Below are 21,752 nucleotides of genomic sequence, written 5' to 3' on the forward strand. Positions count from 1 at the left end.
AGGCTAACGACTATGCAAATGATAAAACAGTGCTTTTTCTTAATGATTCTGGGCACCGCGGCATTATTTATGCCGCATGCGAAGGCTGACTGCACTACGCCCGATATGCCGAAAATGATCAACGTTGCCACCATTTCGGTCCCGACGACGCTGGCAGTAGGCGCTACCATTCCCGGTACGGAGCAGACTGTACACGTCGCGGGTAAGTGCAACCATTCTTACGAGAGCGGGATGGAAATCATCTCCTGCTATTACGGAAGTGGTTCGGAGATACCCGGGTTGACCGGCGTTTATGACACAGGCGTGCCTGGAGTCGGCATTGCCTTAAGGAACGACCAGGGCCAGCGCATTTCAGGCGGGGGAAAGGTCGCCTGCGATTCCCGCAGTACGCCCATCGGCTATGTATCGACCGATGGATCTCAGTCCTTTGATTTTAACGTCACGCTTGAACTGGTTAAAACCAGTGATGCGGTACAGTCCGGCACGCTGCTTCAGGCGCAAACAGAGTTCGGTATTGGCGTATATGGCAACGACGGCATTGGTTCACCCAATGTTATCGCCTACGCAGGAAACGTTAACTTCCAGAACGTCACCTGCTCCGTCTCCCCAAAAAACCTGACCATCAATCTGGGCGACTTTCCGGTCAGCGATTTTGTCAGCGTGGGGATGCTATCCAGCCCGGCGCAAAACTTTGACGTGACGGTGAACTGCAACAGCAACGTGCAGCCTGAGGTGAAGGTCACCAGTTCGAACGGCTACGAAACCGCGTTCGAAGGGGTGATCAAACTCACCCAGCAGCCCGGCATGGCTACCGGCGTCGGGGTCAGAATGCTGTTTGACGACCATCTCGCCACCTTTGATACCTACGTGAACACCCAAAGACAGGCAATCGCCAACCAGACGCTGGCGATCCCGTTTGAGGTTCGCTACGAACAAACCAGCAACGTCGTGACGCCAGGCCCGGCCAACACCGTCGCCACCGTTACCCTCGCTTATAAGTGACGCTCATGAAAAAGACAGCTCTGATGCTGGCGCTGGGCCTGATAGCCCAGGCCCACGCCGATGATATTCAGATCCAGATGACGGGGAATATTTACGCCAACACCTGCGTCATTGACAGCGCCAGCCGCAACCTGACGGTAGATTTAGGCCAGGCAGTATCAGGTAATTTTAAAGATGTAGGGGATACCGGCGAATGGAAAGATTTTTCGCTCTCGGTATCGCACTGTCCCGCCACGCTGGCGCTTGCCACGGCCTATTTCTACGGCCAGGCAGACAGCGTGCACCCGACCAAATTCGCCAACACCGGCAGCGCGAAGGGGCTGGCGCTGGAGCTGGCCGACCGACAGGACAAGATCCTGATCGCCCCGCAGGCGGCGTTTAACGTGCCGATTAACCCGGCTGACCACACGGCCACGTTTCCGCTCTCCGCCCGCTATTACGCCACGTCTATGCCCGTCTCTGCAGGCACGTTCAGCAGCGTGATTCAGGTGACCTTTACTTACCAGTAGGACCACGCCCCTTAGCACGGATGCTTTTCCTGCGCCCGGCGGCCAGTTTTGCCGGGCGTTTTTTTACTTCAGGCACCTCCGGCTGCTCAATCGGAAAGATCGGCAGTGCGTTCAGCAGCCGCTGACCGTAGTTTTTGGTGAGCAAACGCTTGTCGTAAATCACTACCTCACCCCAGCAGCCGTGGCTACGAATAAGACGCCCCACCTGCTGAATCAGGTTAAACGACGCCGCAGGCAGGCTCTGCACCTCAAACGGATAGCGGTTGAGGCTTTTCAGCCACTCGCCCTCGGTGATCACCACCGGGCTGTCGATAGGCGGAAAGGCGATCTTATGGATATGCACCTGCGTCAGGTAATCCCCCTTCAAATCCAGCCCTTCGGCAAAGGACTGTAGCCCCACCAGCACGCTGCGCTCGCCGTTATCAATACGTTTGCGGTGCGTTTCCACCAGCCGGTAACGGGGCTGGTCGCCCTGCACCAGCAGGAGTAAACGCAGGTCGGTGACGTGCTCCAGGAAGCGCTGCATCGCCCGCCCGCTGGCAAACAGCACCAGCATGCCGGGATATTTTTTACTTTCGACCTGCTCGCGGAAGTAGGCCGCCATCTCCGCAATGTGCAGCTCTTCGTTGTCGATAAGCGGCTCGTATTTCATGCGTGGAATGACCAGCTTGCCCTGCTCGCAGTGGTTGAACGGCGAGTCCAGCGCCACAAAACGATCGCCCGCTTTCTCCTTCAGGCCACTCATCTCCTGCAACCGTGAAAAGCTGTTCAGAGAGCGCAGCGTCGCAGAGGTAACGACCACGTGCGGCACGCTGCGCCAGATCAGCTTTTCCAGCTGATCGGCCACGCGGATGCCCACGCAGTGGAAAAAGAGATGCACCTGCCCGTCGCGCACTTCGCGGGTGGCCCATTTGGTGACCGGCGCGCCCGACGCCTGCGCCATCGAGGCCAGCCGCCAGAGCTTGCTCTGCGCCTCAAACATCCCCAGCGCGCGGTTCATCTGCAGCAGGATGCGGTGCAGCCGCACCACGTCGTGCGAGCCAGTTTTCTCGCTGAGGTCGTTCAGGAACATCTCCGCCAGCCCGCGCAGCTTTTCCAGATGCTTCGCCAGCTGCTGGCAGATCTCCATCACCTCGTCCGGCAACTCGCCCATCGCGAAGCGGTGTTCTGCCTCCTGGGCTGCCGGAAGATAAAGATTGAGGATGTTGTTCAGAGACGAGATAAGGCTGTAAACCTCTTCGCAGTGGTCGCTCAGACGCTCGGGGACCGCCAGCGGCGGCGTGGTTTTCGGGCGAAACTGCTCCATGCAGGTCGCCACCAGTTTGCAGAACAGATCCAGCTGAAGTCGGAACCACGGAGCGGTGATTTCCGCGCTCATCTCCAGCGCGTCCCGCGCCACGTCAGGCAGGTGGTGGCCTTCGTCGAGCACCAGCAACAGGTTTTTCGGCTCCGGCAGCACCGCTTCGCTCTCCAGCGCCGCCATCACCAGCGCGTGGTTGGCGACAACCACCTCCGCCTCCTGGATCTCGCGCCGGGCGACGAAGAACGGGCATTCCCGGTAGTAGTGACAGTTGCGGTTCAGGCAGCTTGCTTTATCGGTACTGAGCCTGCGCCACAGGTCGTCGCTAATCGCCAGGCTGGTGTGATCCCGCAGGCCGTCCCACTTATAGCCGTCGAGCTCGGCTTTCAGCTTTGCGCACTGCTCCTGCTCGGCTTTGTTGTTTGGCGTCAGCTCGTCATCCAGAAAGGCGAGCAGATCCTGCTGCGAGGGCTCGCTGCTGGCCAGCGCCGCCAGGTTACGCGGACAGACGTAGCGCCCGCGCCCAAAGGCGGCGGTGAAGCGGAGATCGGGGATGATTTTGCGCAGCAGCGGCAAATCTTTGCTGAAGATCTGATCCTGCAAGGCCACGTTCGCAGTGCTGACCACCAGCGTTTTGTCCTCTTCCCGCGCAATAGCGATGCCGGGAATGAGATACGACAGGGTTTTCCCGACGCCGGTCGGGGCTTCAATCGCCAGATGTCGCCCGTCGTCCCCGGCGAGCGTTTTTGCCACGTCGGCAATCATCTGCCGCTGCGGCGCTCGGGGGATAAAATCGGGGATCTGCTGCTGAAGCGCCTTATACCAGGCGCCTATTTGCGCTTTCAGCGCCGCGGTTAAAGCCATTGGAAAACCTGAAATACTGTATAAACAGCCACTATTGTGGCACTTTCTCTTCGCCGTCGCAAAAAGAAAAGCCCGGCTTTACGACCGGGCTTCCAGATTACTGCGGGTTAGCAGGCTTGCGCGGGCGGCGTCGGCGCTGCCCCTCGCCTGCCGGTTTCCCTTCGCCGCTGCGCCACGGGCTTTCACCGGCCGGCTTGCCGTCGTTATTACGACGCGGCGGTTTGCCGGATGACTTCGGCGCGCCACCTTCAGCACGACGCGGCTGCTGGCCGCGACCACCGCCACCCTGACCGCGACCACCACCCTGACGACCGTTCTGAATCGGCTCGGCTTTGATGGACGGGTCCACTTCATAGCCCGGGGTTTCGATGCGCGGGATCTCTTTCTTCAGCAGGCGTTCGATATCGCGCAGCAGCTTGTGCTCGTCCACGCAGACCAGAGAGAGCGCCTCACCTGTTGCTGCCGCACGGCCGGTACGACCGATACGGTGAACGTAATCTTCCGGCACGTTTGGCAGCTCGTAGTTCACCACGTGCGGCAGCTCTTCAATATCGAGGCCACGGGCAGCGATGTCGGTCGCCACCAGCACGCGGATGTCGCCGGACTTGAAGTCCGCCAGCGCGCGGGTACGCGCGCCCTGGCTCTTGTTACCGTGGATCGCCGCGCTGCGGATGCCGTCTTTATTCAGCTGTTCCGCCAGGTGGTTGGCACCGTGCTTGGTGCGGGTAAAGACCAGCACCTGCTGCCAGTTGCCCTGACCGATCATCTGGGAGAGCAGCTCCCGCTTGCGCTTTTTATCCACAAAGTGAACGTGCTGCGTCACCTGCTCGGAAGCGGTGTTGCGGCGCGCCACTTCCACTTCCAGCGGGTTATGCAGCAGCTTTTCGGCCAGCGCCTTGATCTCATCGGAGAAGGTCGCGGAGAAGAGCAGGTTCTGGCGACGCGGCGGCAGCTTCGCCAGCACGCGACGAATATCATGAATGAAGCCCATATCGAGCATGCGGTCGGCTTCGTCCAGCACCAGAATTTCAATGCTGTCGAGCTTCACCGCGTTCTGGTGTTCCAGATCCAGCAGACGGCCCGGCGTTGCCACCAGCACGTCCACGCCGCCGCGCAGCTTCATCATCTGCGGGTTAATGCTCACGCCACCGAACACCACCAGCGAGCGAATGTTGAGATAGCGGCTGTACTCACGCACGTTCTCGCCAATCTGGGCTGCCAGCTCGCGGGTTGGGGTGAGGATCAGCGCGCGCACCGGACGACGGCCTTTGGCGTGCGGCTGGTTTTTTACCAGCAGCTCTAACAGCGGCAGGGTAAAGCCCGCGGTTTTACCGGTGCCGGTCTGGGCGCTGGCCATCAGGTCACGGCCCTGAAGCACGGCCGGAATAGCCTGCTGCTGGATAGGGGTTGGCTCAACGTAGCCCTGCTCTGCGATCGCGCGCAGAATTTCCGGGTTCAGGCCAAGGGAATCAAAAGACATAAAAACTCCGAACCGCCCCGACCATCACAGGTGTAGTTTTCAGGGAGATATCACGAATAGAAGGACAAAAACCACAATGTCGCGAAGGTGCGGAGTGTAGCAGCTTTTGTGACGTGGCGCATAAAATATCCCTGTCGTATCCCTCGACGATTTAGCGATTCAGGTATAATTTTAATCAATCGATTGATTAATTTTTAATGCCGACATGAATACGACACCGACGACAACCAAAGGTGAACAGGCCAAAAGCCAGCTTATCGCCGCCGCGCTGGCGCAGTTTGGCGAGTATGGCCTGCATGCCACCACGCGGGATATCGCCGCCCAGGCCGGACAAAACATCGCGGCCATTACCTACTATTTTGGCTCAAAAGAGGATTTATACCTCGCCTGCGCCCAGTGGATTGCCGATTTTATTGGCAACAATTTTCGCCCGCACGTTGAGGAGGCCACCGCGCTGCTGAGCCAGCCGACGCCGGATCGTACCGCTATCAGGCAACTTATCCTCAATGCCTGCCACAATATGATCCGCCTGCTGACGCACGACGATACGCTCAACCTGAGCAAATTTATCTCCCGCGAGCAACTCTCCCCCACTGCCGCTTATCAGCTGGTACACGATCAGGTGATTGCCCCGATGCACACCCATCTGACCCGGCTGATTGCCGCCTACACCGGGCGGGACGCCAGCGATACCGACACCATTTTGCATACCCACGCCCTGCTGGGCGAAATTCTCGCCTTCCGTCTGGGGCGTGAAACCATCCTGTTACGCACGGGCTGGGCACAATTCGATGAGGATAAAGCCGCGCAGATTAGCCAGGTCATCACCTGTCATCTCGATCTGATCCTGCAAGGCTTAACGCAAAGGAGCCTGAAGTGATGAAAAAACCTGTCGCCATCGTTCTGGTGGTTGTTGTTTTGCTTGCCGCGGGAATCGGTGGCTGGCTGTGGTATCAGAGCCAGCAGGGTCGGGGCCTGACGCTGTACGGTAACGTGGATATTCGCACGGTGAATATGAGCTTCCGCGTCGGCGGACGTCTCGCCTCGCTGAGCGTTGACGAAGGCGATGCCATCAAAGCCGGGCAGACGCTCGGCGTGCTGGATAAAGCCCCCTTTGAGAACGCGCTGATGCAGGCAAAAGCCGGCGTCTCCGTCGCCCAGGCGCAGTATGACCTGATGCTGGCAGGCTATCGCGATGAGGAGATTGCCCAGGCCGCTGCCGCCGTTAAGCAGGCCAAAGCCGCCTACGACTACGCGCAGAATTTCTATAACCGCCAGCAGGGACTGTGGAAAAGCCGCACCATTTCCGCCAACGATCTGGAAAACGCGCGGTCATCCCGCGACCAGGCGCAGGCGACGCTGAAATCCGCGCAGGATAAATTAAGCCAGTACCGCTCCGGTAACCGCGAGCAGGACATCGCCCAGGCGAAGGCTAGCCTCGAGCAGGCGCAGGCGCAGCTGGCTCAGGCGGAGCTGGATCTGCACGACACTATCTTAACCGCCCCGTCTGACGGCACGCTGATGACCCGCGCGGTAGAGCCGGGCAGCATGCTCAGCGCGGGCAGCACCGTCTTGACGCTGTCCTTAACCCGTCCGGTATGGGTGCGGGCCTACATTGATGAGCCGAATCTCGGCCAGATGCAGCCGGGCCGCGAGCTGCTGCTCTATACCGACGGTCGCCCGGACAAGCCGTATCACGGCAAAGTGGGCTTTGTCTCCCCTACCGCCGAATTCACGCCGAAAACGGTAGAAACGCCGGATCTGCGTACCGACCTCGTGTACCGCCTGCGCATCATCGTCACCGACGCGGACGACGCGCTGCGTCAGGGCATGCCTGTTACCGTGACCTTAAACGACGGGGAACGACATGAATGATGCGGTTATCCAGCTCAATAATCTGGTCAAACGCTTCCCCGGAATGGATAAACCGGCGGTCGCGCCGCTGAACTGCACCATTCAGAAAGGCTACGTGACCGGACTGGTGGGCCCGGACGGCGCGGGCAAAACCACGCTGATGCGGATGCTGGCGGGGCTGCTGAAGCCGGATGAAGGCTCGGCCAGCGTGCTTGGCCTTGACCCGATAAAGGACGACGGCGCGCTCCACGCCATGCTCGGCTATATGCCGCAGAAGTTTGGCCTGTACGAAGATCTGACGGTGATGGAGAACCTCAATCTGTACGCTGACCTGCGCAGCGTCACCGGTGAAACCCGGCAGAAAACCTTCGCCCGACTGCTCGAATTTACCTCCCTCGGCCCGTTCACCGACCGGCTGGCGGGCAAGCTTTCCGGCGGGATGAAGCAGAAACTGGGGCTGGCCTGTACGCTGGTGGGCGAACCAAATGTGCTGTTGCTCGATGAACCCGGCGTCGGTGTAGACCCGATTTCCCGCCGCGAGCTGTGGCAGATGGTGCACGAGCTGGCGGGCGACGGAATGCTGATCCTCTGGAGCACCTCCTACCTCGACGAGGCCGAGCAGTGCCGGGACGTGCTGCTGATGAACGAAGGCGAACTGCTCTATCAGGGCGAACCGACCGAGCTGACGCACACCATGGCCGGGCGCAGTTTTCTGCTGCACAGCCCGCAGGAGTCCAACCGCAGGCTGCTGCAGCGGGTGCTGAAGCTGCCGCAGGTGAGTGACGGGATGATTCAGGGCCGCTCGGTACGCGTGATCCTCAAAAAAGAGGCCACCGTCGACGATATTCGCCGTGCGCCGGGCATGCCTGAGATTGAAATGGACGAGACCGCCCCGCGCTTTGAAGATGCGTTTATCGATCTTCTGGGCGGTGCAGGCACATCGGAATCGCCCCTTGGCGCAATCCTGCACACGGTGGAAGGCACGCCGGGCGAAACGGTTATTGAAGCGAAATCGCTCACCAAAAAATTCGGCGATTTCGCCGCCACCGACAACGTCAACTTTGCGGTGAAGCGCGGCGAGATATTTGGCCTGCTCGGGCCGAACGGCGCGGGAAAATCGACCACCTTTAAGATGATGTGCGGCCTGCTGGTCCCGACGTCCGGCAAGGCGCTGGTGCTGGACATGGATCTCAAGGTCAGTTCCGGCAAAGCGCGCCAGCATCTCGGCTATATGGCGCAGAAGTTCTCCCTGTACGGCAACCTGACGGTCGAGCAGAATCTGCGCTTTTTCTCCGGCGTGTACGGCCTGCGCGGGCGGGCGCAGAATGAAAAAATCCGCCGCATGAGCGACGCCTTCGGGTTAACGAATATTGCGTCCCACGCCACCGACGAGCTGCCGCTCGGCTTTAAGCAGCGGCTGGCGCTGGCCTGCTCGCTGATGCACGAGCCGGATATCCTGTTTCTTGATGAACCCACGTCAGGCGTGGATCCCCTCACCCGCCGCGAGTTCTGGCTGCATATCAACAGCATGGTGGAAAAAGGCGTGACCGTGATGGTCACCACCCACTTTATGGATGAGGCGGAATACTGTGACCGCATCGGGCTGGTCTATCGCGGCAAGCTGATTGCCCACGGCACGCCGGACGACCTGAAAGCGCAGGCCGCCGACGACGCACAGCCAGACCCGACCATGGAGCAGGCGTTTATCACCCTCATCCACGACTGGGATAAGGAGAATGCTCATGCGCAGTAACGTCCTTTCCTGGCGCCGGGTGCGCGCCCTGTGCATCAAAGAGACGCGGCAGATCGTGCGCGATCCCAGCAGTTGGCTGATTGCGGTGGTGATCCCCCTGCTGCTGCTGTTTATCTTTGGCTACGGCATTAACCTCGACTCCAGCAAGCTGCGGGTCGGGATTTTGCTGGAGCAGCAGAGCGAAGAGGCGCTGGACTTCACCCATGCCATGACCGGCTCACCCTACATTGACGCTACCGTCAGCGACAACCGGCAGGAACTGATCCAGAAAATGCAGGCCGGGAAAATTCGCGGCCTGATCGTCATCCCGGTGGATTTCGCTGCCAACATGGCGCGCCCGGGTGCCGATGCGCCGATTCAGGTGATTACCGACGGCAGCGAGCCGAACACCGCCAACTTCGTGCAGGGCTATGCGGAGGGGATCTGGCAGCTCTGGCAAATGCAGCGCGCCGAAGACCGGGGCGAAACGTTTGAACCGCTCATCGATGTGCAGACGCGCTACTGGTTTAACCCCGCCGCCATCAGCCAGCACTTTATTATTCCGGGGGCGGTGACCATCATTATGACGGTGATTGGCGCGATCCTCACCTCGCTGGTCATCGCCCGCGAGTGGGAGCGCGGCACTATGGAGGCGCTGCTCTCCACCGAGGTGACGCGGGTTGAGCTGCTGCTGTGCAAGCTCATCCCCTACTACTTCCTCGGCATGCTGGCGATGCTGCTCTGCATGCTGGTCGCGGTCTTTATTCTTGGCGTGCCGTATCGCGGCTCGCTGGTGGTGCTGTTCTTTATCACCAGCCTGTTTTTACTCAGCACGCTGGGGATGGGGCTGCTCATCTCCACCGTCACCCGCAACCAGTTTAACGCCGCGCAGGTGGCGCTCAACGCCGCCTTCCTGCCATCGATTATGCTCTCCGGTTTTATCTTCCAGATAGACAGCATGCCGGCGGTGATCCGCGCTGTGACCTACATCATTCCGGCGCGCTACTTCGTGAGCACGCTGCAGAGCCTGTTCCTGGCTGGGAATATTCCGGTGGTGCTGATTATCAATACCCTGTTTTTGCTGGCGTCGGCGGTGATGTTTATCGGGTTGACGTGGCTGAAAACCAAACGGCGACTGGATTAAGGAGCGCACATGTTTCACCGCTTATGGACATTGATCCGCAAAGAGCTGCAGTCCCTGCTGCGCGAGCCGCAAACCCGCGCCATTCTGGTGCTGCCGGTGCTGCTTCAGGTTTTATTGTTCCCGTTTGCCGCCACCCTTGAGGTAACTAACGCCACCATTGCCATTTATAATGAAGACAACGGCAAACACGCCGTCGAGCTGACGCAGCGTTTTGCCCGGGCGAAGGCCTTTACCCACATCCTGCTGCTGAAAAGCCCGCAGGAGATCCAGCCCACTATCGACACGCAAAAAGCGCTGCTGCTGGTGCGTTTCCCGGCGGATTTCTCTCGCAATCTGGATACCTTCCAGACCGCGCCGATGCAGCTGATCCTCGACGGTCGCAACTCCAACAGCGCCCAGATAGCGGCCAACTACCTGCAGCAGATAGTGAAGGAGTATCAGCAGGAGCTGATGGAGGGCAAACCGAAGCCCAATAACAGCGAACTGGTGGTGCGCAACTGGTACAACCCGAATCTGGACTACAAGTGGTTTGTGGTGCCGTCGCTGATCGCCATGATCACCACCATCGGGGTGATGATCGTGACCTCTCTGTCCGTGGCCCGCGAGCGCGAACAGGGCACGCTGGATCAGCTGCTGGTTTCCCCGCTCGCCACCTGGCAGATTTTCGTCGGCAAAGCGGTGCCGGCGCTGATCGTCGCCACCTTCCAGGCCACCATCGTGCTGGGAGTGGGAATTTGGGCCTACGAGATCCCGTTCGCCGGATCGCTGGCGCTGTTTTACTTCACGATGGTGATTTACGGGCTGTCGCTGGTGGGGTTTGGGCTGCTGATTTCAGCGCTCTGCTCCACGCAGCAGCAGGCGTTTATCGGGGTATTCGTCTTTATGATGCCGGCGATTCTGCTCTCCGGGTACGTGTCGCCCGTCGAGAACATGCCGGTGTGGCTGCAGGATTTAACATGGATAAACCCGATTCGACACTTTACGGATATCACCAAGCAGATCTATCTGAAGGATGCGAGTCTGGACATTGTGTGGGGAAGTTTGTGGCCGCTACTGGTCATAGCGGCCACGACGGGGTCAGTGGCCTATGCGATGTTTAGACGCAACATTGCGTAGCTTTTTCTCTTTAGTGAGCAGCGACACTACCGCTGGCCCTGCAAGGATTGCCAGACCCGCGAGGGCCAGCAGCAGGTTGTTTTGCAGCACGCGTGAAAGCAGCCACAGCACGATCATCGCGGCACCAAAGTACCAGGTGGTGGTGAGCTCTTCGAGCACATCACCCACCTCGCGCCAGCGCGCGTCATGGTGGCGCTGTAAGAACAGCATCGACAGCACGGTGACGCCATAGAGGACGCATAGCCCTAAGCCAACACGCACCAGCGTGCCGCTCATTAAGCCCATCACCAGTACGGCCACGACCAGTAAATGCAACATTATCTGCCAGCAACTTAAACCCGTTGCGACACGAACACGTTGTTGCCACTTCATGGCTTCTCTCCTGAAGGATTTTTCTCTGCTTAATCAGACTACCGCACTTTACGGAAAATTCCGTAACGCCGCATCTTTTTGTGACGCCGACTACACTTTATTTTCATCGGGATAGTCACCCAGGAAGGTGTTTATGAGCAAAAAAACGCAGCATTTCTCGCTTAAGGTGCTGACGATAAACATTCATAAGGGCTTCACAGCATTTAACCGCCGCTTCATTTTACCGGAGCTGCGCGACGCGGTACGCACCGTCAGCGCGGACATTGTCTGCCTGCAGGAGGTGATGGGCGCGCACGAGGTACACCCCATGCATTTCGAAAACTGGCCCGATACGCCGCACTATGAATTCCTGGCCGACACCATGTGGAGCGATTACGCTTACGGCCGCAACGCGGTCTATCCGGAAGGCCATCACGGTAATGCGGTGCTGTCGCGTTTTCCTATAGAACATTATGAGAACCGGGACGTTTCCGTCGGGGAGAGCGAAAAGCGCGGGCTGCTTTACTGCCGCATCACGCCGCCAGAACTTGACGTTCCGGTTCACGTGGGCTGCGTTCACCTCGGACTGCGTGAAGCCCACCGCCAGGCGCAGCTGCAGATGCTGGCGGACTGGACCAATGCGCTGCCGGAAGGCGAACCCGTGGTGGTCGCCGGGGATTTTAACGACTGGCGGCAGCGCGCCAACCATCCGCTGAAGGTCAAAGCGGGACTGGAGGAAATTTTCACCAGGGCACATGGTCGTCCCGCACGGACGTTTCCGGTGCGCTTCCCCCTGCTGCGCCTGGACCGCATCTACGTGAAAAATGCGCATGCCAGCAGCCCGACGGCGCTGGCGTTACTGAACTGGCGACATCTTTCCGACCATGCCCCGCTGAGCGCGGAGATCCACTTATGAAATGCACCTGGCAGGAAGGTAACCGTATTACGCTGCTGGAAAACGGCGATAACTTTTATCCGGCGGTCTTTGAGGCGATTAGCCACGCACAGCAGAAAGTCTACCTTGAAACGTTTATCTGGTTTGAAGACGACGTTGGCAGGCAGCTGCACAGCGTACTGCTGCATGCCGCCCGGCGCGGGATAAAAATCGAGGCCCTGCTCGATGGATATGGCTCGCCGGATCTTAGCGATGAATTTGTTAACGAGCTCACCGCCGCCGGCGTGGTGTTCCGCTATTACGATCCCGGTCCGCGTCTGTTCGGCATGCGCACCAACCTGTTCCGCCGCATGCACCGCAAAATCGTCGTAGTGGACGAAACGGTGGCGTTCGTGGGCGGCATTAACTACTCCGCCGAGCATATGTCGGATTACGGCCCGGAGGCCAAGCAGGACTACGCGATCCGCATTGAGGGTCCGGTGGTTCAGGACATCCAGCTGTTCGTGCTGGAAAACTTGCCCGGTAAAGAGGCCGCTCGCCGCTGGTGGCGACGCCGTCATCGCCCGGAAGAGAACCGCAAGCCCGGCGAAGCGCAGGCGCTGTTTGTCTGGCGGGACAATGAGGAGCATCGGGACGATATAGAACGTCATTACCTGAAGATGCTGGCCAATGCGAAGCGCGAAGTGATTATCGCCAACGCCTATTTCTTCCCCGGCTACCGTATTCTGCACGCCATGCGCAACGCGGCCCGACGCGGCGTGAGCGTTAAACTGATTGTGCAGGGCGAGCCGGATATGCCGATTGTGAAGGTGGGCGCGCGCCTGCTCTACCGCTACCTGGTGAAAAGCGGCGTGCAGATATATGAATACCGCCGCCGCCCGCTGCACGGCAAAGTGGCCGTCATGGATGACCACTGGGCAACCGTCGGCTCCAGTAACCTCGATCCGCTGAGCCTGTCGCTTAACCTGGAAGCGAACCTGATCATCCACGACCGTCAGTTTAACCAGACCCTGCGGGATAACCTTCAGGGACTTATCCATAAGGACTGTGTGCGGGTGGATGAGTCCATGGTGCCGAAACGGAGCTGGTGGAACGTTGGCATCGGCGTGGTGGTGTTCCACTTCCTGCGCCACTTCCCGGCGATGGTCGGCTGGCTGCCGGCGCATACGCCGAAGCTGGCGCAGGTTGATCCGCCGGTACAGCCTGAAATGGAAACCCAGGACCGCGTTGAAGCGGAAGATGGAGGCAAACCCTGATGTCAAAATCTCATCCTCGCTGGCGGCTGGCGAAAAAAATCCTCACCTGGGTATTTTTTATTGCGGTCGCGGTACTGCTGGTGGTCTACGCGCAGAAAGTGGACTGGGAAGAGGTGTGGAAGGTTATCCGCAACTATAACCGGCTGGTGCTGCTCGGTGCCGTAGGGCTGGTTATCGTCAGCTACCTGATGTACGGCTGCTACGACCTGCTCGGTCGCGCCTACTGCGGCCACAAGCTGGCTAAACGTCAGGTGATGCTGGTGTCGTTTATCTGCTACGCCTTCAACCTGACGCTGAGCACCTGGGTGGGCGGCATCGGCATGCGCTATCGCCTGTACTCGCGTCTCGGATTACCGGGCGGAACCATCACCCGCATTTTCTCGCTGAGTATTACCACCAACTGGCTGGGGTATATCCTGCTGGGTGGAGTGATTTTCACCATCGGCGTGGTGCAGCTGCCCGCGCACTGGTATATCGACGAGGCCACGCTGCGCATTCTCGGCATCGTGCTGCTGCTGATCATCGCCGTGTATCTGTGGGCCTGCGCCTTTGCCAAACGCCGCCATATGACCATTAAAGGGCAGAAACTGGTACTGCCGTCGTGGAAGTTCGCGGTGCTGCAGATGGCGGTATCCAGCGCCAACTGGATGGCGATGGGTGCAATCATCTGGCTGTTGATTGGCGAGGACGTGAACTACTTCTTCGTGCTGGGCGTGCTGCTGGTGAGCAGTATCGCCGGGGTTATCGTGCATATTCCGGCGGGAATTGGTGTGCTGGAGGCGGTGTTTATCGCGCTGCTGGCCGGAGAACATGTTTCACAGGGGACGATTATTGCCGCCCTGCTCGCCTACCGCATGCTCTATTACTTCCTGCCGCTGGCGCTGGCAACGGTCTGTTATCTGGTGCTGGAGAGCCGGGCGAAAAAGTTACGGGCGAAAAATGAGAAGGCAATGGCGAAATAAAAGCAAAACGGCAACTTTGTTGCCGTTTTTAGTGTTTGTTCCCTCTCCCGTGGGAGAGGGTCAAGGTGAGGGCACCAGACCGCACCGCCACCCGGTAAAGCAACCTCAGCGACGGTTGCCGAAAATCCGCAGCAGCATCAGGAACAGGTTGATAAAGTCCAGATAGAGCGTCAGCGCACCCAGAATCGAGTATTTGCGCAGGTTGGAACTGTCGCGCACGTCGATCTGCTCGCCGATGTTTTTCAGCTTCTGAGTGTCGTAGGCCGTCAAGCCAACGAAGACCACCACCCCGATATAGGTCACGGCCCACATCAGCGCGTCGCTCTTCAGCCACAGGTTCACCAGCGATGCCAGCACAATCCCGATCAGCCCCATAAACAGCATATTACCTAAGCCGCTCAGGTCACGTTTGGTGGTGTAACCGTACAGGCTCATCACGCCGAACATCCCGCCGGTCACCACGAAGGTGCTGGCGATGGAGGAGTAGGTGTAGACGATGAAAATGCTGGAGAGCGTCAAACCGGTCAGCGCCGAATAGAGCATAAACAGCGTGGTCGCCATTCCGGCACTGAGTTTCTGCACCAGGCCGGAAAGCACAAACACCAGCGCCAGCTGTGCGATAATCAGCCCAAAGAAGGTGATTTTGCTGGAGAAGATAAACATCATCAGCTCAGGCGTGTTCGCCGCATACCACGCGATAAACGCGGTAAGCAGCAGGCCGACCGTCATCCAGCCGTACACCTGCGCCATATACGTCTGCAGGCCGCTACGGGTCTGCTGTACTATTGAATCGGAACGCGGAAATCGGTCCATGATTCACTCCTGATTAAGGTTAAGAAGACACACACGTTAAGAGTAACACATTCACGTAAACCGACTACCAACGGCTGGCGGCCTGTTTATCGCTGTCACGAGATTCCACCCAGCGGTCGCCTTCCGGCGTGGCTTCGCGCTTCCAGAACGGCGCTTTGGTTTTGAGGTAATCCATAATGAACTCCCCTGCCGCAAAGGCGCTACCGCGGTGCGCGCTGGTCACGCCGACAAAGACAATCTCTTCGCCGGGCCACATCTCGCCGATGCGGTGGATCACCGTGACCCGCCCGAGCGGCCAGCGGCCTCGCGCTTCATCCACAATTGCCGCCAGCGATTTCTCCGTCATGCCCGGATAGTGCTCCAGCGTCAGCGCTTTTACGCTGTCGCCGAGATTGTGGTTACGCACTTTACCGGTGAACGTAACGACCGCGCCGTCTTCATCGCGCTCCGCCAGCCAGTCATATTCTGTACCGACGTTAAAGCGCTCGGGACCGACCAGAATTCGGGTTTCAGCCATCTTAGCCCCCTGTGACCGGCGGGAAGAAGGCCACTTCATCCCCTTCAGTCAGCGGGTGGGTGAACTCCACCAGCGTCTGGTTAACGGCCGCCAGCAGCTTGCCTTCGTCGAGCGCCAGCGCCCAGCGGTCGCTTTGTGCCGCCAGGTGCGCGCGCAGGGCGGCGACGTTTTCAAAAGAGGCGTCCAGCGTCAGTCTGTCGGTATTGACCAGCTCGCGCACCTGGGCGAAAAAGAGCACCTTAATCATGGCTGTCCACCTTAAAATCACCGGATTTGCCGCCGCTTTTTGCCAGCAGACGAACCGGGCCAATCACCATATCTTTCTGCACCGCTTTGCACATGTCGTAGATGGTCAGCGCGGCGACGGAGGCCGCCGTCAGGGCTTCCATCTCCACGCCGGTTTTGCCGGTTAAGCGGCAGAGGGACTCAATACGCACGCGGTTGTGCTCCGGCTGCGCCTGCAGGTTCACCTCCACCTTGCTCAGCATCAGCGGATGGCAGAGCGGGATGAGGTCCCAGGTCCGTTTTGCAGCCTGAATACCGGCGATGCGGGCGGTGGCAAATACGTCACCCTTATGGTGACTGCCGTCGATAATCATCGCCAGCGTCTCCGGCAGCATGGTGACGAATGCCTCAGCACGCGCCTCGCGCACCGTTTCGGCCTTGGCGGAGACATCCACCATATGCGCTTCGCCAGCGGCGTTAATGTGGGTCAGTTGTGACATAGTTTACTTCTTCAAATGGGGATGAAAATTACACGGACGGGTACGGGCATCCAGCTGCGGGGCAATAATATTTTCCCACGCGGTGCGGCAGGCTTTGGTCGAGCCCGGCATGGCGAAAATCAGCGTGTTGTTTGCCACGCCGGCCACCGCGCGCGACTGCAGCGTGGAGGTGCCAATCTCTTCAAAGGAGAGCATGCGGAACACTTCGCCGAAGCCTTCCACCTCGCGGTCAAACAGCGGGATTAGCGCCTCGGGGGCCTGATCGCCCGCGGTAAAGCCGGTGCCGCCGGTGATCAGCACCACCTGCACCTCAGCACTGGCGATCCACTGAGAGACCTGCGCGCGAATGGCGTAGCGGTTCTCTTTCACAATCGCTTTATCGACGATGGTATGCCCCGCGTCATGGGCCGCCTCACGCAGCCAGTGGCCGGAGGTATCATCTTCTTCTCCACGGCGGTCGGAAACGGTAAGAATAGCAATGCGTGTCGGGATAAATTCTGCGCTGACCTGACTCATCTTCTGGTTCCTTCTAAAGACTGATTACCCGCCGATGTAGGACAGGTTCTGAGTAATGCCGGTATTGCCCTGATGCAGGAAGTGGGTCTGCTTTTTGTGCGTCAGCGCCTCGGAAATGCGTGCTTGAAGTGCGACCTGTTGGGCATCATCTTCCAGCAGATCGCGAAGATCCACGCCGCCGTAGCCAAACAGGCAGAGATGAAGCTTGCCCACCGACGATACGCGCAGGCGGTTACAGCTGGCGCAGAAGTCTTTTTCATAGGGCATGATAAGCCCAATCTCGCCTTCGTAATCGGGGTGACAAAAGACCTGTGCCGGGCCGTCGCTGCGCTGGCGGATCTGGTGGATCCAGCCGCGTTTCAGCAGCTCGTCGCGCAACACCATGCCGGAAATATGGTGGCGGCGGAACAGTTCGCTGCCCTCGCCCGTTTCCATCAGCTCGATAAAACGCAGTTGAATGGGACGGGATTTAATCCACGCCAGGAAGGTGTCCAGCTGATGGTGGTTTACGTCGCGCATCAGCACCGTGTTGACTTTGACCTTTTCGAACCCGGCGGTAAACGCCGCATCGATGCCGTCCATCACCTGGCGGAACTTGTCCTGACCGGTAATGGCGTGAAACTGCCGGGCATCAAGGCTGTCCACGCTGACGTTGATCGCGGTTAGGCCAGCGTCGCGCCAGGTGGCCACGTCACGCGCCATGCGGTAACCGTTGGTGGTCACCGCGATCTGGCGGATGCGTTCGTTTTCGCGTACGGCGGCAATGATGTCGGGGAAATCGCGGCGCAGGGAGGGTTCGCCACCCGTCAGACGGACTTTTTCGGTACCGAGCTCAGAGAACGCACGCGTGACGCGGCGCACTTCATCCACGGAGAGAAAGCCATTATTGGTGACGCTGCCCGGCTTGTAGCCATCGGGCAGGCAGTAGGTGCAACGGAAGTTGCACACATCGGTAATCGACAGACGTAAGTAGTAAAACTTACGCGCGAAAGCATCAGTAAGTTGTGAAGCCATGTACACCTTTCCAGATCGGGAGGCACAGTCATTTCTTTCTGTACCCTGGTGGCAAATCCGCCACGGCCAGGGCGCCATATCATTCGACACAGGCGCCAGGGCTAGAGTGTATGTTTTCAGTTTTGAAAACGTGGTTATGGCGATAGTAGCGTGGAAATCGACACTCCGCCATTGTCGCTTTTCGCTATATAATTATGTATATAGCGATTCAGTCCTGCATTTTCGCTACAGAATACCTAAAAACCGCATTTTCGCATTGATATACGTCATTTTGCATTGGGTGAGGCATCGTCTTTTGGGGGTAGTTAGGTTACTGTTACGCGATCGAACGTGATAAGGAATACGTATGCGCAATCGCACTTTTGCGGATCTTGACCGAGTGGTCGCTCTTGGCGGAGGCCACGGCCTGGGCCGCGTCATGTCTTCTTTGTCGTCACTGGGCTCACGGCTGACAGGGATAGTGACAACCACCGACAACGGCGGCTCAACCGGGCGGATCAGGCGGGCTGAAGGCGGCATTGCCTGGGGAGATATGCGCAACTGCCTGAACCAGTTAATTACCGAGCCGAGCGTCGCGTCGGCGATGTTTGAGTACCGTTTTGGCGGCAATGGCGAACTTTCCGGGCATAACCTCGGAAATCTGATGTTAAAGGCGCTGGATCACTTGAGCGTACGGCCTCTGGAAGCCATCAACTTAATCCGTAATCTGCTCAAGGTGGACGCATTCCTGATCCCCATGTCTGAACAACCGGTTGACTTAATGGCAATCGATGCCGAAGGGCATGAAGTTTACGGCGAGGTGAATATTGACCAGCTCCTCCTGCCCCCCACGGAGTTAATGACCTATCCGAGCGTGCCCGCCACGCGGGAAGCGGTGGAGGCCATTGGTGAAGCGGATCTTATCCTGATCGGTCCAGGCAGTTTTTATACCAGCCTGATGCCCATTCTGCTGGTAAAAGAGCTGGCGCAGGCGCTACGTCGCACCCCTGCCCCGATGGTCTATATCGGTAACCTGGGCCGTGAGCTGAGCCCGGCAGCGGCGAGCCTGTCGCTGGCGGACAAGCTGGACCTGATGGAGCAGTACGTCGGTAAGAAAATTATCGACGGTGTCGTGGTTGGGCCAAAAGTGGATGTGACAGGGATTGGCGATCGCGTGGTGGTGCAGGAGCCGCTGGAAGCCAGCGATATTAAATATCGTCACGACCGCCACCTGCTGCGCGAGGCGCTGGAGAAAGCGATTCAGGCGTTGGGTTAGGTTCGCTTTGTGCGGCCTGATGCCCTCACCCCAGCCCTCTCCCACGGGGAGAGGGGGAATACACGCCGCTTTATCTATGATGCCGCGATAAACAGATCCCGCAGCTGATGCAGCTGGTCGCGGATCTGTGCCGCCTCTTCGAACTCCAGGTTCTGGGCGTGCTGCATCATTTGCCCTTCCAGCTCGTGGATTTTCTGCTGCAGCGCCTTCGGTGTCAGTACGACGGTATCTTCTTCCACCACTGAACGTGCCTTGCCGCGGCCTTTCGCTTTGGTCTTCGCAATGTTCTGACCCAGCGCCAGAATATCCACCACCTTCTTGTTCAGCCCCTGCGGCGTAATGCCGTGCTCTTCGTTGTAGCGCTGCTGCTTCTCGCGTCGGCGTTCCGTTTCGCCAATCGCTTTCGCCATCGACGGGGTGATTTTGTCGCCGTACAGAATCGCTTTCCCGTTGACGTTACGCGCGGCGCGGCCAATGGTCTGGATCAGGGAGCGTTCAGAGCGCAGGAAGCCCTCTTTATCGGCGTCCAGAATCGCCACCAGCGAAACTTCCGGCATATCCAGACCTTCTCGCAACAGGTTGATCCCCACCAGCACGTCAAACTCGCCCAGACGCAGATCGCGGATAATCTCCATGCGCTCCACGGTGTCGATATCCGAGTGCAGATAGCGCACCTTCTCACCATGTTCTTCAAGATACTCGGTCAGGTCTTCCGCCATGCGCTTGGTGAGCGTCGTCACCAGCACGCGCTCGTTGATGGCGGAACGGGCGCGGATCTCAGAGAGCAGATCGTCCACCTGGGTCGCCACCGGGCGCACTTCGATAATCGGGTCCAGCAGCCCGGTCGGACGGACCACCTGGTCGATCACCTCATCGCCGGATTTTTCCAGCTCGTAGTTGCCCGGCGTGGCCGACACGTAGATGGTCTGCGGTGCCAGCGCCTCAAACTCTTCAAACTTCATCGGACGGTTATCCAGCGCTGACGGCAGGCGGAAGCCGTACTCCACCAGCGTCTCTTTACGCGCGCGGTCACCGCGGTACATCCCGCCGATCTGCGGGATCGTGACGTGGGATTCGTCGATCACCAGCAGACCGTCGGCCGGAAGGTAGTCAAACAGCGTCGGCGGTGGCTCGCCCGGCCCGCGCCCGGAGAGGAAGCGCGAGTAGTTTTCGATACCCGAGCAGTAGCCCAGCTCGTTCATCATCTCCAGATCGAACTGGGTGCGCTGGCTCAGGCGCTGCTCTTCCAGCAGCTTATTGTTAGCCAGAAGCACCTTACGGCGCTCTGCAAGCTCCTCTTTGATCTCTTCCATCGCCTGCACGATACGCTCTCGTGGCGTCACGTAGTGCGTTTTAGGGTAGATGGTAAAACGCTGTATCACCGACTCAACGTGGCCGGTCAGCGGGTCGAACAGTGACAAACGCTCGACCTCTTCGTCAAACAGCTCGACGCGCAGCGCCATATCGTCCGATTCCGCCGGGAAGATGTCGATCACCTCACCGCGCACGCGGAACGTCCCGCGCTGGAAGGCCTGGTCATTACGGGTGTACTGCAGCTCGGCCAGACGGCGCAAAATTGCGCGCTGATCGATGATCATCCCCTGCGTCAGGTGCAGCATCATCTTGAGATAGAGATCCGGATCGCCCAGGCCGTAAATCGCCGAAACAGACGCGACCACAACCACATCGCGACGCTCAAGCAGCGCCTTGGTCGCAGACAGTCGCATCTGTTCGATGTGTTCGTTCACCGAAGCATCTTTCTCGATGAAGGTATCAGAGCTCGGCACATAGGCTTCCGGCTGGTAGTAATCGTAGTAGGAGACAAAATACTCCACCGCGTTTTCCGGGAAGAACTCTTTCATCTCGCCGTAAAGCTGTGCCGCGAGGGTTTTATTGGGTGCAAGCACCATCGTGGGGCGCTGCAGGTCAGCGATCACGTTGGCGACAGTAAACGTTTTGCCCGAGCCGGTTACCCCCAGCAGCGTCTGGTGCGCCAGCCCGTCTTCCAGCCCCTCTTTAAGACGACGGATCGCCTCAGGCTGATCGCCAGAGGGGCGGAAAGCAGAATTCAGTTTGAACGGTTTACTCATGGGCGACGACCTGATGACGTTATAAGCGGCAGGTGAGTAATTTTACTCGTTGTTGCCAGGAATGCCAGTAAAAAACACTGGATGAAAAACCAGTAGCGTGTCAGGATATTTAGCGTAGCGGCGGAGTCATTAGCGCGTTAGCGGACAAAATTTAGGCTCTGACGAGATAAAAAACCAGCCAGGTTGGGTTATCCCCAGAACTTTTTCTTTTTTAACATTTGTCAAGCCAGGTAATGATAGTTTTATGGCAACGAGTGACACTTTCATTACGGTAATTGCTTTTATCTAAGCAATTAAATTTTAAACGATATTTTCTAAAGCCGCGTTTCGCGTCAATTTGGGCGAAAGCCGCGTCTT

21 protein-coding genes and 1 riboswitch are annotated in these 21,752 nt (G+C 58.5%); of the genes, 11 read left to right on the forward strand and 10 right to left on the reverse strand.

The window, feature by feature from the left end:
* Window positions 1-12: 12 nt before the first annotated feature.
* Window positions 13-1,002 carry a fimbrial protein gene (locus IM291_RS03760; protein WP_192986187.1) on the forward strand — a complete coding sequence of 330 codons (990 nt, stop codon included), beginning with the start codon at window positions 13-15 and terminating at the stop codon, window positions 1,000-1,002.
* A 5-nt stretch (window positions 1,003-1,007) separates the two neighbouring features.
* Window positions 1,008-1,511 (forward strand): fimbrial protein, encoded by a 504-nt coding sequence (locus IM291_RS03765; RefSeq protein ID WP_047368144.1) that lies wholly within the window; start codon window positions 1,008-1,010, stop codon window positions 1,509-1,511.
* On the opposite strand, the gene dinG is transcribed toward IM291_RS03765, so the two are convergent.
* Together dinG and rhlE are read right to left on the reverse strand one after the other, a co-directional pair.
* A complete protein-coding gene (gene dinG, locus IM291_RS03770; protein WP_192986189.1) occupies window positions 1,498-3,675 on the reverse strand; it encodes an ATP-dependent DNA helicase DinG in 2,178 nt (725 codons plus the stop codon). The two genes, IM291_RS03765 and dinG, sit on opposite strands and share 14 nt — an antisense overlap.
* 97 nt (window positions 3,676-3,772) lie before the next feature.
* Window positions 3,773-5,155, reverse strand: a complete 1,383-nt coding sequence (rhlE, locus tag IM291_RS03775; RefSeq protein WP_028012434.1) for an ATP-dependent RNA helicase RhlE — start codon at window positions 5,153-5,155, stop codon at window positions 3,773-3,775.
* 205 nt (window positions 5,156-5,360) lie between these two features.
* Between rhlE and cecR the strand changes: the two genes are divergently transcribed.
* From cecR to IM291_RS03800, 5 genes are read left to right on the forward strand one after another with little or no spacing between them, the layout of a single operon-like run.
* Window positions 5,361-6,035 (forward strand): transcriptional regulator CecR, encoded by a 675-nt coding sequence (gene cecR, locus IM291_RS03780; protein ID WP_028012433.1) that lies wholly within the window; start codon window positions 5,361-5,363, stop codon window positions 6,033-6,035.
* Window positions 6,035-7,030, forward strand: coding sequence for a secretion protein HlyD (hlyD, locus tag IM291_RS03785; RefSeq protein WP_048999197.1), 996 nt, complete (start codon window positions 6,035-6,037; stop codon window positions 7,028-7,030). The genes cecR and hlyD overlap by 1 nt, the downstream gene beginning before the upstream one ends.
* Window positions 7,023-8,762, forward strand: coding sequence for an ATP-binding cassette domain-containing protein (locus IM291_RS03790; protein ID WP_192986191.1), 1,740 nt, complete (start codon window positions 7,023-7,025; stop codon window positions 8,760-8,762). Before hlyD ends, IM291_RS03790 begins: the two co-directional genes overlap by 8 nt.
* A complete protein-coding gene (locus tag IM291_RS03795; protein ID WP_192986193.1) occupies window positions 8,752-9,885 on the forward strand; it encodes an ABC transporter permease in 1,134 nt (377 codons plus the stop codon). The genes IM291_RS03790 and IM291_RS03795 overlap by 11 nt, the downstream gene beginning before the upstream one ends.
* Window positions 9,886-9,894: 9 nt before the next feature.
* Window positions 9,895-11,001, forward strand: a complete 1,107-nt coding sequence (locus tag IM291_RS03800) for an ABC transporter permease (RefSeq protein WP_041910726.1) — start codon at window positions 9,895-9,897, stop codon at window positions 10,999-11,001.
* Here IM291_RS03800 and IM291_RS03805 read toward each other — a convergent pair.
* Entirely contained in the window at window positions 10,963-11,373 is a 411-nt protein-coding gene (locus IM291_RS03805; RefSeq protein ID WP_028012428.1) for a YbhQ family protein, read from the reverse strand. The two genes, IM291_RS03800 and IM291_RS03805, sit on opposite strands and share 39 nt — an antisense overlap.
* Window positions 11,374-11,506: 133 nt before the next feature.
* Between IM291_RS03805 and IM291_RS03810 the strand changes: the two genes are divergently transcribed.
* The 3 genes from IM291_RS03810 to IM291_RS03820 are packed head-to-tail and all read left to right on the forward strand — an operon-like array spanning window position 11,507 to window position 14,465.
* Window positions 11,507-12,268, forward strand: coding sequence for an endonuclease/exonuclease/phosphatase family protein (locus tag IM291_RS03810; RefSeq protein ID WP_041910727.1), 762 nt, complete (start codon window positions 11,507-11,509; stop codon window positions 12,266-12,268).
* Window positions 12,265-13,503 (forward strand): cardiolipin synthase ClsB, encoded by a 1,239-nt coding sequence (gene clsB / locus IM291_RS03815; protein WP_045259955.1) that lies wholly within the window; start codon window positions 12,265-12,267, stop codon window positions 13,501-13,503. Before IM291_RS03810 ends, clsB begins: the two co-directional genes overlap by 4 nt.
* The gene (locus IM291_RS03820; RefSeq protein ID WP_028012425.1) at window positions 13,503-14,465 is read left to right on the forward strand and encodes a YbhN family protein; all 963 of its coding nucleotides are present in this window, start codon (window positions 13,503-13,505) and stop codon (window positions 14,463-14,465) included. The genes clsB and IM291_RS03820 overlap by 1 nt, the downstream gene beginning before the upstream one ends.
* A 105-nt stretch (window positions 14,466-14,570) precedes the next feature.
* On the opposite strand, the gene IM291_RS03825 is transcribed toward IM291_RS03820, so the two are convergent.
* From IM291_RS03825 to moaA, 6 genes are all read right to left on the reverse strand, one after another.
* Window positions 14,571-15,278: a Bax inhibitor-1/YccA family protein gene (locus IM291_RS03825; protein ID WP_010428846.1), complete on the reverse strand. Its 708-nt coding sequence runs from the start codon at window positions 15,276-15,278 to the stop codon at window positions 14,571-14,573.
* A gap of 64 nt (window positions 15,279-15,342) precedes the next feature.
* A complete protein-coding gene (gene moaE / locus IM291_RS03830; RefSeq protein ID WP_028012424.1) occupies window positions 15,343-15,795 on the reverse strand; it encodes a molybdopterin synthase catalytic subunit MoaE in 453 nt (150 codons plus the stop codon).
* 1 nt (window position 15,796) lies between these two features.
* Window positions 15,797-16,042: a molybdopterin synthase sulfur carrier subunit gene (moaD, locus tag IM291_RS03835; RefSeq protein ID WP_126300424.1), complete on the reverse strand. Its 246-nt coding sequence runs from the start codon at window positions 16,040-16,042 to the stop codon at window positions 15,797-15,799.
* Complete coding sequence (gene moaC / locus IM291_RS03840) at window positions 16,035-16,520, reverse strand: cyclic pyranopterin monophosphate synthase MoaC (RefSeq protein WP_008501142.1); 486 nt, start codon at window positions 16,518-16,520, stop codon at window positions 16,035-16,037. The genes moaD and moaC overlap by 8 nt, the downstream gene beginning before the upstream one ends.
* Before the next feature lie 3 nt (window positions 16,521-16,523).
* On the reverse strand, window positions 16,524-17,036 hold the full coding sequence (gene moaB, locus IM291_RS03845; RefSeq protein WP_028012422.1) for a molybdenum cofactor biosynthesis protein B: 513 nt from the start codon (window positions 17,034-17,036) through the stop codon (window positions 16,524-16,526).
* Between the two features lie 24 nt (window positions 17,037-17,060).
* Window positions 17,061-18,050 (reverse strand): GTP 3',8-cyclase MoaA, encoded by a 990-nt coding sequence (gene moaA, locus IM291_RS03850; protein WP_192986195.1) that lies wholly within the window; start codon window positions 18,048-18,050, stop codon window positions 17,061-17,063.
* A riboswitch (molybdenum cofactor riboswitch) is annotated at window positions 18,038-18,171 on the reverse strand. (Overlaps the previous gene by 13 nt.)
* 225 nt (window positions 18,172-18,396) lie before the next feature.
* On the opposite strand from moaA, the gene yvcK reads away from it, so the two are divergent.
* Window positions 18,397-19,305 (forward strand): uridine diphosphate-N-acetylglucosamine-binding protein YvcK, encoded by a 909-nt coding sequence (gene yvcK, locus IM291_RS03855; protein ID WP_028012420.1) that lies wholly within the window; start codon window positions 18,397-18,399, stop codon window positions 19,303-19,305.
* Window positions 19,306-19,379: 74 nt separating this feature from the next.
* On the opposite strand, the gene uvrB is transcribed toward yvcK, so the two are convergent.
* Window positions 19,380-21,395, reverse strand: coding sequence for an excinuclease ABC subunit UvrB (gene uvrB / locus IM291_RS03860; RefSeq protein WP_028012419.1), 2,016 nt, complete (start codon window positions 21,393-21,395; stop codon window positions 19,380-19,382).
* Between the last annotated feature and the right edge of the window lie 357 nt (window positions 21,396-21,752).

It is taken from the genome of Enterobacter cloacae complex sp. P27C (assembly GCF_014895705.1).
In the GTDB taxonomy this organism is placed as follows: Bacteria; Pseudomonadota; Gammaproteobacteria; order Enterobacterales; family Enterobacteriaceae; genus Enterobacter; species Enterobacter bugandensis.

Bases quoted from the DNA above. Each gene is read 5' to 3' on its own strand.
- IM291_RS03760 (WP_192986187.1), top strand. From the start codon at position 13: ATGCAAATGATAAAACAGTGCTTTTTCTTAATGATTCTGGGCACCGCG.
- IM291_RS03765 (WP_047368144.1), top strand. From the start codon at position 1,008: ATGAAAAAGACAGCTCTGATGCTGGCGCTGGGCCTGATAGCCCAGGCC.
- dinG (WP_192986189.1), bottom strand. From the start codon at position 3,675: ATGGCTTTAACCGCGGCGCTGAAAGCGCAAATAGGCGCCTGGTATAAG.
- rhlE (WP_028012434.1), bottom strand. From the start codon at position 5,155: ATGTCTTTTGATTCCCTTGGCCTGAACCCGGAAATTCTGCGCGCGATC.
- cecR (WP_028012433.1), top strand. From the start codon at position 5,361: ATGAATACGACACCGACGACAACCAAAGGTGAACAGGCCAAAAGCCAG.
- hlyD (WP_048999197.1), top strand. From the start codon at position 6,035: ATGAAAAAACCTGTCGCCATCGTTCTGGTGGTTGTTGTTTTGCTTGCC.
- IM291_RS03790 (WP_192986191.1), top strand. From the start codon at position 7,023: ATGAATGATGCGGTTATCCAGCTCAATAATCTGGTCAAACGCTTCCCC.
- IM291_RS03795 (WP_192986193.1), top strand. From the start codon at position 8,752: ATGCGCAGTAACGTCCTTTCCTGGCGCCGGGTGCGCGCCCTGTGCATC.
- IM291_RS03800 (WP_041910726.1), top strand. From the start codon at position 9,895: ATGTTTCACCGCTTATGGACATTGATCCGCAAAGAGCTGCAGTCCCTG.
- IM291_RS03805 (WP_028012428.1), bottom strand. From the start codon at position 11,373: ATGAAGTGGCAACAACGTGTTCGTGTCGCAACGGGTTTAAGTTGCTGG.
- IM291_RS03810 (WP_041910727.1), top strand. From the start codon at position 11,507: ATGAGCAAAAAAACGCAGCATTTCTCGCTTAAGGTGCTGACGATAAAC.
- clsB (WP_045259955.1), top strand. From the start codon at position 12,265: ATGAAATGCACCTGGCAGGAAGGTAACCGTATTACGCTGCTGGAAAAC.
- IM291_RS03820 (WP_028012425.1), top strand. From the start codon at position 13,503: ATGTCAAAATCTCATCCTCGCTGGCGGCTGGCGAAAAAAATCCTCACC.
- IM291_RS03825 (WP_010428846.1), bottom strand. From the start codon at position 15,278: ATGGACCGATTTCCGCGTTCCGATTCAATAGTACAGCAGACCCGTAGC.
- moaE (WP_028012424.1), bottom strand. From the start codon at position 15,795: ATGGCTGAAACCCGAATTCTGGTCGGTCCCGAGCGCTTTAACGTCGGT.
- moaD (WP_126300424.1), bottom strand. From the start codon at position 16,042: ATGATTAAGGTGCTCTTTTTCGCCCAGGTGCGCGAGCTGGTCAATACC.
- moaC (WP_008501142.1), bottom strand. From the start codon at position 16,520: ATGTCACAACTGACCCACATTAACGCCGCTGGCGAAGCGCATATGGTG.
- moaB (WP_028012422.1), bottom strand. From the start codon at position 17,036: ATGAGTCAGGTCAGCGCAGAATTTATCCCGACACGCATTGCTATTCTT.
- moaA (WP_192986195.1), bottom strand. From the start codon at position 18,050: ATGGCTTCACAACTTACTGATGCTTTCGCGCGTAAGTTTTACTACTTA.
- yvcK (WP_028012420.1), top strand. From the start codon at position 18,397: ATGCGCAATCGCACTTTTGCGGATCTTGACCGAGTGGTCGCTCTTGGC.
- uvrB (WP_028012419.1), bottom strand. From the start codon at position 21,395: ATGAGTAAACCGTTCAAACTGAATTCTGCTTTCCGCCCCTCTGGCGAT.